This window comes from Cohnella sp. OV330, from assembly GCF_900112065.1.
Taxonomy (GTDB): Bacteria; Bacillota; Bacilli; order Paenibacillales; family Paenibacillaceae; genus Cohnella.
In genome coordinates, this window is record NZ_FOKE01000004.1 from 556,818 (window position 1) to 569,317 (window position 12,500).

Here is a 12,500-nt window from a genome sequence, read left to right on the forward strand (position 1 = left end):
AATATGGGGGATCGGGATTATATCTTCAGCAGCGCGGCGTCGTTCAGATGGAGCCGGTAGCTCTTGACGAGGATGTCGCCGTTGTAAATGTCTTTGTCGAAGGCGCGTTCGAAGCCAAGGCGTTCGTAGAGGCGGACGGCGGAAGCCATGAGGTCGGAGGTGTGAAGGTGCAGCGTATCGCCGCCGTGCGCCTTGGCGCGAATCGCGGACTCGCGGAGCAGCGCGGTGGCGACGCCTTGGCCGCGGGCTTCGGGGCTCACGGCGATCAGGCGGATGATCGGGGATTCGATGCCAAGGTCGCGTCCGTATGCGACGATCGAGGAGTCGAACAACACCGCGCTGCCGACGAGCCTGCCTTCCCATTCGGCCACCAGTCGGGCGAACGGTCCGGGTGCGTCGACGGAAGCCGCGATATTGTTTTTGTATTCGATCCAGCGTTCCTCGGGCATCGTGCCCTCGTATTCGCCGTAAGCCGCGAGCAGCACTTCCCGGATGGCTTCGCGGTCGCGGTCTTCGGCGTCGCGGACTTGAACGTGAGCTTGCGCCATGCGTTAAGCCCCCTCTCGCGCGGCAGCCGACGTCTCTCGCCCGCTAGCGGCGGCCTCGGCGGCCTTGATCCTGTCGATCTGGCCGAGATGATGCTTCGCATGCGCCGCGAACCCCCGCACGACGTCGGCGAGCGTCACCCGGTCGCCCTTGGCGTTGATCGCCTCTTTTTCCCAATCCGCGGGAGACAGCCGATGCAGCAGGCGCGCGTTGTAAGCGACCAGCGAGCGGAAGCCCTCGAGTACGTCGGATGCTTCCGCCTCGTTGCCGTATTGGCCTTCGACCCAAGGGTCTTGGCTAAATGCGGGCAGGCGAACCTGAGAGCCGGACAAAATCTCGCGAATGCGGAAGGACACGACGATCAGATGGTCCGCCAGATGGACGAGCACTTCGGTGGCGCTCCATTTGCCGGGGCCGGGCTTCCAGGTCAGCGCGGATACGTCCAATCCGCGGACGGCGTCCGTCAGCCAATCGTAAGTATTCGAAAACGCGTCGATATCGGCGTTATGATTGCTCATTCAATACGACCTCCTTATGGGGTTGAAACGGCGGTTGCCGACGGGAAACGGGAGAGCGAGAACGGCAGAAGGTCTTGCGGGGGAATGCCGGATTCGGTCCACTCGGCCAAAGCCTCGCCGTTCGCGCTCGCGAACTTGAAGCCGTGGCCCGAGAAGCCGCCGGCAAGAAGTACGCCGGGAAGCTCCGGATGAGCGTCGATGATGAACTGGTCGTCCGGGGACAGCTCGTATTTGCATGCCGCGCCGTGGATCAGGCGGCCTTCGGCGCCGGGGAGAAATTCCCGGAGCGCCGTCCGCAGGTCGGCTTCGTCCTCCGGATACGCGCCGAAGGGCTCGAAGCGTTCGCCGGGCTGCCAGGGACGGCCGCCGTCGTGGCGGCCGATCTTGACGCCGGCGCCGCCGATGCTCGGGAAGCCGTAGTAGCCGCCCGAAGGTCCGCCGAACGTGAAGCCGGGCAGATGACCTGCTCCGTAGAACCGCTCGTCGGCTTCGAACCAGCCGACGACCTTGCGGACCGCCCGGACCGGCAGCTTCACGCTCGGTTCCAGCGATTTGAACCATGCGCCTGCGGTGACGATCGCCTTGCCGGCCGCGAATTCGCCGCGGCTCGTTTTAACCGTAAGACCGCCGCCGCGTCGCGCTTCGATGCCAAGGACGGCCGTTTCCGTCAGCAGCTCCGCGCCCGCCGTCAACGCTTCGCGCCGATACGCGGCAACGCAGCGCTCGCTGTACAAATAGCCGGCGTCCGGCTCGTACAGCCCGCGGTAGTGCGCCGGCACGTTCCATCCCGGCCATCTCCGCGTTATCTCCGGCGCGTCCAGCGACTCATAGCGAACGCCCTCGCGATCGGCGTCGGCGAAACGGCCGTCGTATGCGTAGGCGTCCGGATCGCTCACGTTCAGGACGCCCGACCGTTCGAGCAGCCGTTCGCCCGTCCGGTCCTCCAGCTCCCGCCAGAGCGCGTCGGAACGAAGCGCAAGCCTGACATAATGCGGGCCTCCGTGATACACATGACGGATCAGCCGGGGTTCGCCATGATGGCTTCCGCCCGTGTGGGGCGGATCGAACGCGTCGATGAGGAGCGTCTTCAGGCCGCGAGCGGCTAGATGATAGCCGGCGCTCATTCCCATCGAGCCGGCGCCGACGACGATGACGTCGTATACGCGAACGCCGCTCATGCCCGCGTCACCGCTTCGGCATGCGCCTCATCCGGCTCGGATCCGGCAGACTTTTCGCCGGACAGTTCCGCCAGCGCTTGAAGCGCCACGGACGCGAGATAGGCGGCGGCGTGCGGAAGCGCGGACTCGTCGACGTCGAAGGCGGGATGATGCCATTCGCGCGGACCGTTCGTGCCCAGAAAGACGAAAGCGCCCGGCGCTTCCTTCAGGTAAAGCGCGAAGTCCTCGCCCGCCGGCGAAGGCTTCGGCTCCACGACCGCGAGTCCCGCCCGCTTGGCGGCTATCGCCGCCGAATGCGCCCAGCGCGGGTCGTTGACGACCGGCGGCGGCCCGCCGGTCCAGCGCGTGCGCGCCGTCGTGCCGAAGGCGGCCGCCACGCCGTCCACCACCTGCTCGAAGCGGCGGCGCACCTCGGCGCGGACGCCTTCGTCGAAGGTGCGGATCGTCCCGTCGAAGATCGCCTTTTCGGGTATGACGTTCCAGGACGTACCGGCGCTGAGCCGGGTGACGCTGACGACGGCGCTGTCGAGCGAGCTGACGTTGCGGCTGACGATGCTCTGCAGCGCCGTCAGCATGTGCGCGGCCGTAATGAGCGGATCAAGCCCCGCCTCCGGCACCGCGGCATGCGTCCCCTTCCCGTCGACTTCGACCGCGAAGCCGTCCGCGGCGGCCATGATCGGGCCGGACCGGATGCCGATCGTCCCGACCGGCAGATCCGGTTTGTTGTGCAGGCCGAACACCGCGGCCACGCCAGACAGCGCGCCGCTCTCGATCACTTGCGCGGCGCCCTTCGCCTTTTCCTCCGCCGGCTGGAACAGCAGGCGCACCGTGCCGGGCAGCTCCGCTTCCCGGCGCTTCAGCAGCACGGCCGCGCCGATGAGCGCCGCCGTATGAAAATCGTGTCCGCACGCATGCATCGCGCCCGGCCGCCGCGAGGCGAACGGGAGTCCTGTCTCCTCCTGGATCGGCAGCGCGTCGATATCCGCGCGCAGCGCGACGATCGGGCCTTCCCGCAAGCCGCCGATCTCGGCGACGAGACCGGTCTTCAGCGGATAATCCGCGATTCGGATGCCTTCCTGCCCGAGCCACTCGCGAATCGCCGCGGTCGTCTCGAACTCTTCGCCGGACAGCTCCGGATTGGCGTGCAGCCGGCGCCGGATTTCGATCAGCCGCCGAACGAGCGGCTCCTCTGCCTGTAGACTCATCTCGTGTCCCTCCTTCGCTCCTGCGGTCGCGCATTCGTGCGACTGGCGTCAGCGCCTTTCGCTCCCGCGCTCAGTCGACGCCGACTGGCAGCTCCTCGAACGCTTCCTTGATCAATCGGATCGAGCGCTCGCGCTTCTCGAAGTCCGCCAAAATCGTCGTGAACAGCAGCTCGCTCACGCCGTACGTCTCCGCCAGCTCCAGCAGGCGCTCGCGAACCTGCTCCTTTGTGCCGCGGGTAATGTCCGCGTCGCGCACCTCCGCCGTGAACGTCTCGCCGGCTTGCCGGGCGAACTCCTCGGCCTGCTCGAGCGTGCCGACGTTGACGGTTTTGCCGCTCGCCAGCGTGACGCGCACGTTTTTGAACTCGCCGGCGAGCTCCGCCGCCTCAGATTCGGTGTCCGAGGCGATGACCGACAAGGCGAGGATCGCCCTGGGCTGTCGGCCCGTACTGTAATCGAAATTCGTACGGTACGTTTCGAAGGCGCGCGCGGCCGTGGCCGGGTCGTTGTTGATGAACAGCGCGAACGCGTAAGGATACCCGCGCTTCGCCGCCAGCTCGGCGCTCGACACGCTCGTGCCGAGCAGATGGATGGCCGCCGGAGCTGCGGGCAGCGGGTTCGCCTGGACGCCTGCGAGCGGATGCGCTTCGCCCGCCGGACCGCTCAGGAACTGCTCGAGCTCGCCGAGCTTGCTCTCCAGGTCCGCGGACTGGCCGGCTTCGCCTTGCAGCGCGCGCGTCGACCGCGGAAGACCGCCCGGGGCGCGCCCGATGCCCAGCTCTACCCGGCCCGGCGAGAGCGTCGCGAGCACGTTGAAGTTCTCTGCGACCTTGTACGGGCTGTAATGCTGCAACATGACGCCTCCGGAACCGACGCGGATCTTCGAGGTGCGGGCGAGCAAATGGGAGATCAACACTTCGGGCGACGAGCCGGCCACCGTGGGCGAATCGTGATGCTCGGCGACCCAAAACCGGTCGTAGCCGAGTTCCTCGGCAAGCTGCGCCAGCCGGATCGTGCCATGCAGCGCCTCGGACGGCGTGCGTCCGGGGAAAACAATGCTTTGGTCCAAGATGCCAAGGGATAAGGCCATAGGTCCCAGCTCCGTTCGAATTAGATGTTATAGACGGCCTCGGGGGTCATGCGGCGCAGAAACTGCCTTGTGCGCTCCTCCCGCGGCGATCGGAAAAATTCGGACGCCGCGCCTTCCTCGATGACGGCGCCGTCGTCCATGAACACGATGCGGCTCGCCACTTCCTGCGCGAACGCCATCTCGTGCGTGACGATGATCATCGTGATGCCCTCGCGGGCGATCTTGCGGATGACGGCGAGCACCTCGCCGACCAGCTCGGGATCGAGCGCCGACGTCGGCTCGTCGAACAAAATGACGTCCGGATTGAGCGCCAGCGCCCTGGCGATGCCGACCCGCTGCTGCTGTCCGCCGGACAGCTGGCTCGGATAAGCGTCGAGCTTAGCGCCGAGGCCGACCTTTTCGAGCAGCTCTACGCTGCGCTTCCGCGCCTCCTCCTTCGGCACGTTTTGCACGACGATGAGCCCTTCCATGACGTTCTGCAGCGCCGTCTTGTGGCGGAACAGATGATATTGTTGAAACACCATGGCGGAGCGTCCGCGAAGGCGATGAATTTCCTTTTTGGACGGGTGGCCGCAATCGACCGCGACGTCGCCGATTTGAATGCGCCCGCTGCCCGGACGCTCCAAGTAGTTGATGCAGCGCAGCAGCGTCGTCTTGCCGGAGCCGCTCGGTCCCAAGATAGCGACGACCTCGCCTTTTTCGACCTCGAGATCGATGCCCTTCAGCACTTCGTGACGGCCGAACGACTTGCGAATCTCCTTCAAGGCAATCATGCGACCCCTCCTCTGTCATAGCGGGCGACCCGCTTCTCGAGCAGCGCCGTCAACCGTTCGATGACGATCGTTAGCCCCCAGAAGATCAGCGCGGCCGCGATATACGATTCGAAAAACTTCCAGTTGGTCGATGCGACGATCTGCGCCTTCGCGTTGATCTCGACGACCGAAGCGGTGAAGGCGAGCGTCGAGCCGTGCAGCATCCCGATCAATGAATTGGACAGATTGGGCAGCGCGGACGCGAAAGCCTGCGGGAACACGATCCGCCGAAGCGCCTGCCAGGTCGTCATGCCGACCGCGTATGCGGCTTCGATCTGGCCGCGGTTCACGGCGAGCAGGCCCGAACGGACGACCTCCGACATATAAGCGCCGGCCGTGAGCGAGAACGCGACGTACGCGAAGCCGATCATCGGAATTTGAACGGAGCTGAAGGAAAGTCCGAGCGCGCCGGACAGCGCGTCGATGGCGATCGGCAGGCCGAACATGACCATGAGCAGGTGGGTCAGCATCGGCGTGCCGCGAATGAACGTGACGTAAGCGGATGAGATCTCCCGAAGGACGGGCACCCGGTAAATGCGGGCCAGCGCGGTGACGATGCCGATGACGAAGCCGCATCCGACAGATACGGCGGTAATCTCGAGCGTCGTCGGGATCGCGGCGAGCAGCTTGATAAAGGCTTCCCAGATGAATGCCGGATCTAGCTTCATCGCAGCGCCCCCTCTTCGGTCAGATTGAGCCTGCCGCTTGCATCGCCGTCTTTGACGCGGCGGCGGCGCACCCTGGATGGAGCAGCGCCGTCCGTCGCCTCATGGCGGAGCAGTCGCCTTTCCAGCCGGTAGAGCAGCTTTTCAAGCACGAAGCTCAGGATGAAGTACAGAAGCGCAAGCGCCAGATACGATTCGAAAAAGCGTTGGGACATCGTCGGCAGCGTCTGCGCCTTCCCCGTCAGCTCCATGATGCCGAGGGAAAACGCCAGCGACGTGTCCTTCAAATTGGCGATGATGAGATTGCCGAGCACCGGCATCGCTACGGCGATCGCCTGCGGCAGCACGACGCGGCGGAACGCTTGAAAGCCGGTCATGCCGATCGCGTAGCCGGCCTCGACTTGACCGCGGTCCACGGCGCCCACGGCCGCACGGATCGCCTCCGAGATGAAGGCGCCGCTATGCAGGGCGTAGGCCGTGACGACGAAGACGAGCACCGGCGTCCGGGACACGTCCACCGCCACCAGCTTCAGCAGCTCGGGCAGGCCGTAATAGATCAGGAACAGCTGGATAAGCAGCGGCGTGCCCCGAAAAAAAGACACGTACACCTGAGACAGCCGCTGCAGCACGGGGATCCGGTAAAGACGGGGAAGGGCGACGAGCATGCCGACCGCCGAACCGATCAGGAGCGAGAAAACCACGATCTTCAGCGTGATCCCCACGGAAGGCAGCAGCCGGACAAAATACTCGAATACGTAGGAGACATCGACGGATGTTCCCATCGGCTTTCACCCTTTCATACGCTACTTGGAGAGGTTGGCCGTGAAGTCCTGACCCAGCCATTCTTTGCTGAGACTGCCGAGCGTGCCGTCTGCCTTGAGTTCCTTGATCGCGCCGTCGATGTCGTCGGCGAGCTGCTGCGATTCCGGTTCGTTCTTGCGGAAGACGAACAGGATGTCGGCTTCGCTGAGATCGTCTCCGACCGTCTTCAGCTTGCTCTCGGGATCGATGAGGGAGAGCGTGAAGTCGGCGCCGATGATCGCGTCCACGCGACCCGTGGCGACTTGGCTGACGGTATCGTTCGCCGCGCCGCTTTGATAGACGATATTGATCTTCTTGTCATGGTCCTTGTTGTAGTTCTCGAGAATTTGCGCTTCGGCGCTCGTCGCGCCCGTGAGCACCTTTTTGCCTACGAGATCGTTGAGCGATTTGATCGTATCGTTGTCCTTGGCAACGATGATCTTGTTGCGCCAATGCGCGTACGCCTCTTTGTTGAACAGGTATTTTTGTTCGCGCTCCGGATTTTTTTCCATTTCGTGAGCGACGAAGTCGATTTTTTTCGTTTCCAGGCTCAGCAGCAGGTTGCTGAAGTCCATCGTCTGAAGCTCGAATTCATAGCCGGGCAAACGCTCGTCGATCTTCTTCACGAGCTCGACGTCGAATCCCGTCAGCTTCCCTTTGTCGTCCAGGAACGCGACCTTCGGGAACTGCGTGCCTGTGCCGACGACGATCTTCTTGACTTCGCCGTCCGGAGCCGTACTGGCCGATGCGGAGGCCGGAGCCGACGCCGATGCCTTCGAAGTTGCCGATGCGGCGCTCGTCGCTGCCGCGGCGCCGTTGTCGTTTTTGTTGCCGCAGCCCGCCGTCACCGCTACCGTTGCCGTTAATACCAAGCTTGCCGCGCCCGTCCATAATCTGTTTTTCATATTAATCCTCCACCCTTTTCTCGTGTTCTGCTGCATGTCACGACGATCTCCGGATGTCGGGTCGATTCGTCCGTTAATTAATAGTTTATAATTCTTACCCGTTTAGTAAGGATTATATGTTCAATAATCTACACGCTTGCTTGAAGCGCGTCAATACGGTTTTTAATAGATAAGTTCTATATGCGAATCACACAATCCGATAAGCGGGGTCCGAGCCCGACAAAACCTGGTTTGCGATCTCTTTCAGCGAGCGCGCGAACGCCTCGTTTTCCCCTTGTCCGTTGATGAGGCTGGTCATAAGACCGATCCCCGCGGTCTCCGGGAAGCCGATCGGGACGAGCGTCCCTTCGCGTTCTTCGCGGCGGACGCTCATGCCCGGCAGGAAGCAGATGCCTTCCTGTTGAAGCAGCAGGCGCTTGGCCGTCTCGGCGTTGTCCGTCTGCAAGATGAGATTCGGCAGCAGCCCCTGGCTCTCGAACACGCGGTGAATGCGAAGCCAATCGAGCGCGCCGCATTCGAAGAAGAGGAGCGGCTCGAGGGACAGATCTTCGATTCGAGGCTGCGGGTTGGACGCCAGCGCGTGCTCGCGGTGGACGTAAAGCCGGATCGGATCCTCGTACAGGACGGCGGAATTCAGGCCGGGATGATTGAATTTACGGACGAAGCCGATGTCGAGCTCCTTGGCCAGCACGCGTGCGCCGATCTCCTCGGACGTCGCCGTCGTCAGCTTCAGCCGCAGCGAAGGGTGACGTCTCCTGAACGCGGGGAGGATCAGCGGGAGCAAATATTGGGCGGCGGAGACGGTACACCCGATCCGCACCTCTTCCTTGGCGGCTTGCGTCTGCCTGACCTGCTGCTTGCCTTTGCGGTACGTATCGAGCAGCTGTTCAGCGTAGGGCCTGAACAGCTTGCCTTTGTTCGTCAGCAGCACCTGCTTGCCGACGCGGTCGAACAGCTGGCAGTCCAGCTCGCGCTCAAGCGATTGGATGCGCGCCGTAACGGATGGCTGCGACAGAAAAAGCGCTTCCGCCGCCTTGTTAAAGCTGCCGTAATGGAGGACATGCACGAAGGCTTCGATATTTTCGATATTCAATTCATTTCCCTCCTTATTATTCCGTGTTTGCAGGTAATATTAGTTTGATATGCAGCTCGCTGTCAAGCTTAAATCATCGAAAATAGACGTTCGGCACGCTGCTTATCCCCAGTCGGCCTGTCCGCCGCCGTCATATCCTATCGGGAGGGAAGGAGGTGGAATCGCCGATGCGCGCAACGATCTCTCAGCTCTACCCGAGACTCTGGCTCTACAGCAAGAAAAACTACTGCGGGTGCCGTTACGTATGGCGGGGCAACCGGGCGCTTCGCAATTTGGACCGCCTGTACAGTCACCTTGGCAGCCTTCGCTTCTACGCTCCGAGTAAAGAAGCGACGCTCGTGCTTTTCAGCCGGGCGAACTTCCAGGGGCACTTCCGCATTTACCGCGGCACGACGAACATCCCGGATCTGAAGTCCTTATTCGGCGGACGAGGTCCCGGTTCTCTGATCATCTCGAGCTATTGTTTGAAGGCCGAGCAAGTCAGAATGATACGCCGTACGGGCTGCTTGCCGCCGGGATTTTTGGTCGTCTGACAAGCTCTTCCGCGCAAAAAAGAAGAAGCGGTCCTTTCCCCTGTTAAAGGGGCGGACCGCTTCATTTATGAGGACGAAGCCGATAAAAAATCAGACGCGAATCGCTTGGTCCTGCGCGACCAGGCAGAGCTCCGCCGCCTTGAAGGCATGCGCCTGCGTCATCGCCCGCTCGGTCCGATGGATGCAATCCAGGATCAGCTCGCCGAAAAACGGAAAGCCGACCTTGCCGCCTACCGCTTCGTGGAATTCCCCGTCCCGGTTGACCAAGTACACATGGTCGCCGGACCTGTCGCGCGCGATATCGACGTATTTACGGAGCTCGATGTAGCCCTCGGTGCCGAGAATCGTCGTGCGGCCGTCCCCCCACGTGCCGAGGCCGTCCGGCGTCAGCCAGTCGACGCGGAAGTACTGCGTGGCCCCGTTTTCTCCGACGAGCGTCGCATCTCCGAAATCCTCCAGCTCCGGATATGCCGGATTCGCGTAATTCGACACCTTGCTGTGCAGCACCTTCGCGTCGGCGCAGCCGGCGTAATAAAGAAATTGCTCGATCTGATGGCTGCCGATGTCGCACAGGATGCCGCCGTACTTTTCTTTTTGAAAAAACCACTCCGGCCGCGAAGCCGCGTTCAGCCGATGCGGACCGAGCCCGATCACCTGGAGCACGCGTCCGATCGCGCCGTCCCGAACGAGCTGTCCCGCGTAGACGCCCGCTTCCGAATGGATGCGCTCGCTGTAATAAACCATGTACTTGCGGCCCGTCTCCGCCGCTTTCCGCCGCGCGGACGCAAGCTGCGCCAGCGTCGTGAACGGCGACTTGTCCGTGAAGTAGTCCTTGCCGGCGTCCATGACGCGCAAGCCCAGCGCGCACCGCTCGGAAGGCACCGCCGCCGCCGCGACGAGCCGGATCTCCGGATCGTCTAAGATTTCGGATTCGTTATCCGCGATCCTGACCCCCGGGAAAGACTTTGCGAAGCGCTCGGCCTTCTCCCGGTCGCGGTCGTACGCCCACTTCAGCGTCGCGCCGGCCTCCGTCAATCCGTTCGCCATGCCGTAAATATGGCCATGGTCGAGCGACATCGCCGCGAACGCGAACTCGCCCGGCGAGACGACAGGACTCGGTTTTCCCTTCGGCGCATAATTCATGCCGTCGCTTTTTTGCGTATCGCTCACGATCCGTAGCTCCCTTCCGTACTGAAGACTGCGCCGGTCCCCGTCTTATGCCGCGATGCGGCTGCGCGCTTGTTCAGCTCCGCGAGGAACAAGTCCTCGTCCGGCGGCATGTCGACCGTTCGCTCGAGCCAGCTGGACAGATGCATCGCGTTGGACAGCTCGAGGCTGCGAATTCCCTCCGCGCCGTCCGCCGTAAGCGGCGTGCCGTTCAGGATGCGTCCCGCGAAGGCGGCGATGACGCCGAGATGCTGCGGATTTTCTCCCTCGGCGGCAATCTCGCTCGCCGTCCAGGACGGGCGCTCGAAGCCGCCGACGTTTTTGTCGAAGCAGAATTCGCGCTCGTTGCGGTCGAGCTTGTAAAGCGTCAGCTTGTCATGCTCGCAGACGAGCTTGCCCCACTCGAGCGTGATCTCGAGCCGGTTCGTGCCCGGGCAATCCGCCGTGCTCGTCACGAAAACGCCGGTCGCGCCGTTCTCGAACTCGAGATACGCGGTGACGTCGTCCTCGACCTCGATATCGTGCCATTTCCCGTTATGGCAAAAGGCGCGCACGCGGCTCGGCATGCCGCAAATCCATTGGAGCAGGTCGAGGTTGTGCGGACATTGGTTGAGCAGCACCCCGCCGCCTTCGCCGGCCCAGGTCGCCCGCCAACTGCCCGAATCATAGTAAACCTGCGTCCGGTACCAATCCGTAATGATCCAGTTGACGCGCTTGACGGCGCCAAGCTCGCCGCCGTTCACCAGCTCGTGCATTTTGCGATATACGGGGTTCGTCCGCTGGTTGAACATCATCGCGAACACGACGCCGCTCGCCGCAGCCCGTTCGTTCATCTCCCGCACCTGCTTGGCGTAGACGCCCGCAGGCTTCTCGCACAGCACGTGCAGGCCGCGCTCGAACGCCTTGATCGCAAGTTCCGGATGCTCGTAGTGCGGCGTCGCGATCAACACGGCGTCGCACAGCCCGCTGTCCATCAGCGCCTCCGGAGAATCGAACAGCGCGGTCTGCGCAGGCAGGTACGCTTTGGCCTGCTCGAGCCGATCCGGTTCGCGCTCGGCCACCGCGGCCAGCAACACGTCCCGAACGGCGCCCGCCGCTATATTTTTCGCATGCGAGGATCCCATGTTCCCCATGCCGATGATGCCAAGCTTCAGCTGCTTCATCTAAAAACGCTCCCTTGTCCGGTATTGGCTGTCAGCGATATCCGAGCGCTGCGAGATTGCGATAGCTGGTCTCCAGGCAATCGAACGGACTGCCCTCGCACGTATCCTGTTCGACCAGCAGATATTCGGTCGTGCCCGCCCGCTTGATCGCTTCCAGAATCGCGGGGAAGTTCATGTTGCCCGCCATGACGGGCGCCATGACCTGCTCCATGCCCCGAACGTCCATATCCTTGAGATGGACGCAGTGAATGCGGTCGGCGAGCTTCGCGATCCACTCGCAGACGTCCGCGCCTGCGGCTTGTACCCAGTACGTGTCGAGCGTGATGCCCATCTCCTGCGGCGAGAAGTCTTCGATCAGCCGCTCGATCAGCCGCTTGCCGCCGATTTTCTGCCATTCGAAGTTGTGGTTGTGATACATGAACAGCTTGCCGGAATCGGCGATCGCGGCCGCGGCCTTGCGGAAGTCCCGGGCGAAATATTCGTACCATTCCGTCGTCCGGTACTTTTCGGCGAGCGCGCCGAGACCGATATATTTGCAACCCAGAATTTCGTGCTCCCGGATGAGCGCCTCGGTATCGTTCAGCAGGCGGTCAGCGCTTACATGCGTCAGCGCGATCGTCAGGCCCAGCTCGTCGCATACGCGCCTCAGCGTCTCCGGGGGGATGCTGCCCATCGCCGACACCTGGATCGACGTATACCCGATTTTTGCAATCCTCTCAAGCGATCTGCGAATGTCCGTCTCCGTCTGGAGATAGGATCTTACGGTGTACAGCTGAGCGCCCAACTTCATCGGTTACGACTTCCTCCTCGTCATTCGTGCCGGA

Annotated in this window: 14 protein-coding genes; 1 reads left to right on the forward strand and 13 read right to left on the reverse strand. The window is 62.8% G+C overall.

Annotated features, from left to right (window positions below):
• Nucleotides 1-17: 17 nt before the first annotated feature.
• The 10 genes from BM235_RS12470 to BM235_RS12515 form a co-directional block, all read right to left on the reverse strand.
• Nucleotides 18-548: a GNAT family N-acetyltransferase gene (locus BM235_RS12470; RefSeq protein ID WP_090113307.1), complete on the reverse strand. Its 531-nt coding sequence runs from the start codon at nucleotides 546-548 to the stop codon at nucleotides 18-20.
• Nucleotides 549-551: 3 nt separating this feature from the next.
• On the reverse strand, nucleotides 552-1,064 hold the full coding sequence (locus BM235_RS12475) for a DinB family protein (protein WP_090113309.1): 513 nt from the start codon (nucleotides 1,062-1,064) through the stop codon (nucleotides 552-554).
• A gap of 14 nt (nucleotides 1,065-1,078) precedes the next feature.
• A complete protein-coding gene (gene solA / locus BM235_RS12480; RefSeq protein WP_090113310.1) occupies nucleotides 1,079-2,242 on the reverse strand; it encodes an N-methyl-L-tryptophan oxidase in 1,164 nt (387 codons plus the stop codon).
• Nucleotides 2,239-3,447, reverse strand: coding sequence for an amidohydrolase (locus tag BM235_RS12485; protein ID WP_090113312.1), 1,209 nt, complete (start codon nucleotides 3,445-3,447; stop codon nucleotides 2,239-2,241). The genes solA and BM235_RS12485 overlap by 4 nt, the downstream gene beginning before the upstream one ends.
• Nucleotides 3,448-3,517: 70 nt before the next feature.
• The gene (locus tag BM235_RS12490; RefSeq protein ID WP_090113314.1) at nucleotides 3,518-4,537 is read right to left on the reverse strand and encodes an LLM class flavin-dependent oxidoreductase; all 1,020 of its coding nucleotides are present in this window, start codon (nucleotides 4,535-4,537) and stop codon (nucleotides 3,518-3,520) included.
• 20 nt (nucleotides 4,538-4,557) lie between these two features.
• Entirely contained in the window at nucleotides 4,558-5,310 is a 753-nt protein-coding gene (locus tag BM235_RS12495; RefSeq protein WP_090113316.1) for an amino acid ABC transporter ATP-binding protein, read from the reverse strand.
• Complete coding sequence (locus BM235_RS12500) at nucleotides 5,307-6,017, reverse strand: amino acid ABC transporter permease (RefSeq protein WP_090113319.1); 711 nt, start codon at nucleotides 6,015-6,017, stop codon at nucleotides 5,307-5,309. The genes BM235_RS12495 and BM235_RS12500 overlap by 4 nt, the downstream gene beginning before the upstream one ends.
• Complete coding sequence (locus tag BM235_RS12505; protein WP_090113321.1) at nucleotides 6,014-6,796, reverse strand: amino acid ABC transporter permease; 783 nt, start codon at nucleotides 6,794-6,796, stop codon at nucleotides 6,014-6,016. Before BM235_RS12505 ends, BM235_RS12500 begins: the two co-directional genes overlap by 4 nt.
• A 21-nt stretch (nucleotides 6,797-6,817) precedes the next feature.
• Nucleotides 6,818-7,720 carry a transporter substrate-binding domain-containing protein gene (locus BM235_RS12510; RefSeq protein ID WP_090113323.1) on the reverse strand — a complete coding sequence of 301 codons (903 nt, stop codon included), beginning with the start codon at nucleotides 7,718-7,720 and terminating at the stop codon, nucleotides 6,818-6,820.
• Between the two features lie 187 nt (nucleotides 7,721-7,907).
• Nucleotides 7,908-8,813 (reverse strand): LysR family transcriptional regulator, encoded by a 906-nt coding sequence (locus BM235_RS12515; protein ID WP_090113325.1) that lies wholly within the window; start codon nucleotides 8,811-8,813, stop codon nucleotides 7,908-7,910.
• A 167-nt stretch (nucleotides 8,814-8,980) separates the two neighbouring features.
• On the opposite strand from BM235_RS12515, the gene BM235_RS12520 reads away from it, so the two are divergent.
• Nucleotides 8,981-9,346 (forward strand): hypothetical protein, encoded by a 366-nt coding sequence (locus BM235_RS12520; RefSeq protein ID WP_090113326.1) that lies wholly within the window; start codon nucleotides 8,981-8,983, stop codon nucleotides 9,344-9,346.
• Nucleotides 9,347-9,436: 90 nt separating this feature from the next.
• Here BM235_RS12520 and BM235_RS12525 read toward each other — a convergent pair whose 3' ends face one another.
• Genes BM235_RS12525 through BM235_RS12535 form a run of 3 tightly spaced genes read right to left on the reverse strand, consistent with a single transcriptional unit; the run spans nucleotide 9,437 to nucleotide 12,466 of the window.
• On the reverse strand, nucleotides 9,437-10,489 hold the full coding sequence (locus tag BM235_RS12525) for a Gfo/Idh/MocA family protein (protein WP_090113608.1): 1,053 nt from the start codon (nucleotides 10,487-10,489) through the stop codon (nucleotides 9,437-9,439).
• A 23-nt stretch (nucleotides 10,490-10,512) separates the two neighbouring features.
• The gene (locus tag BM235_RS12530; protein ID WP_090113328.1) at nucleotides 10,513-11,676 is read right to left on the reverse strand and encodes a Gfo/Idh/MocA family protein; all 1,164 of its coding nucleotides are present in this window, start codon (nucleotides 11,674-11,676) and stop codon (nucleotides 10,513-10,515) included.
• A 31-nt stretch (nucleotides 11,677-11,707) separates the two neighbouring features.
• A complete protein-coding gene (locus BM235_RS12535) occupies nucleotides 11,708-12,466 on the reverse strand; it encodes a sugar phosphate isomerase/epimerase family protein (protein WP_090113330.1) in 759 nt (252 codons plus the stop codon).
• Nucleotides 12,467-12,500 lie beyond the last annotated feature (34 nt).

Bases quoted from the DNA above. Each gene is read 5' to 3' on its own strand.
- BM235_RS12470 (WP_090113307.1), bottom strand. From the start codon at position 548: ATGGCGCAAGCTCACGTTCAAGTCCGCGACGCCGAAGACCGCGACCGC.
- BM235_RS12475 (WP_090113309.1), bottom strand. From the start codon at position 1,064: ATGAGCAATCATAACGCCGATATCGACGCGTTTTCGAATACTTACGAT.
- solA (WP_090113310.1), bottom strand. From the start codon at position 2,242: ATGAGCGGCGTTCGCGTATACGACGTCATCGTCGTCGGCGCCGGCTCG.
- BM235_RS12485 (WP_090113312.1), bottom strand. From the start codon at position 3,447: ATGAGTCTACAGGCAGAGGAGCCGCTCGTTCGGCGGCTGATCGAAATC.
- BM235_RS12490 (WP_090113314.1), bottom strand. From the start codon at position 4,537: ATGGCCTTATCCCTTGGCATCTTGGACCAAAGCATTGTTTTCCCCGGA.
- BM235_RS12495 (WP_090113316.1), bottom strand. From the start codon at position 5,310: ATGATTGCCTTGAAGGAGATTCGCAAGTCGTTCGGCCGTCACGAAGTG.
- BM235_RS12500 (WP_090113319.1), bottom strand. From the start codon at position 6,017: ATGAAGCTAGATCCGGCATTCATCTGGGAAGCCTTTATCAAGCTGCTC.
- BM235_RS12505 (WP_090113321.1), bottom strand. From the start codon at position 6,796: ATGGGAACATCCGTCGATGTCTCCTACGTATTCGAGTATTTTGTCCGG.
- BM235_RS12510 (WP_090113323.1), bottom strand. From the start codon at position 7,720: ATGAAAAACAGATTATGGACGGGCGCGGCAAGCTTGGTATTAACGGCA.
- BM235_RS12520 (WP_090113326.1), top strand. From the start codon at position 8,981: ATGCGCGCAACGATCTCTCAGCTCTACCCGAGACTCTGGCTCTACAGC.
- BM235_RS12525 (WP_090113608.1), bottom strand. From the start codon at position 10,489: ATGAATTATGCGCCGAAGGGAAAACCGAGTCCTGTCGTCTCGCCGGGC.
- BM235_RS12530 (WP_090113328.1), bottom strand. From the start codon at position 11,676: ATGAAGCAGCTGAAGCTTGGCATCATCGGCATGGGGAACATGGGATCC.
- BM235_RS12535 (WP_090113330.1), bottom strand. From the start codon at position 12,466: ATGAAGTTGGGCGCTCAGCTGTACACCGTAAGATCCTATCTCCAGACG.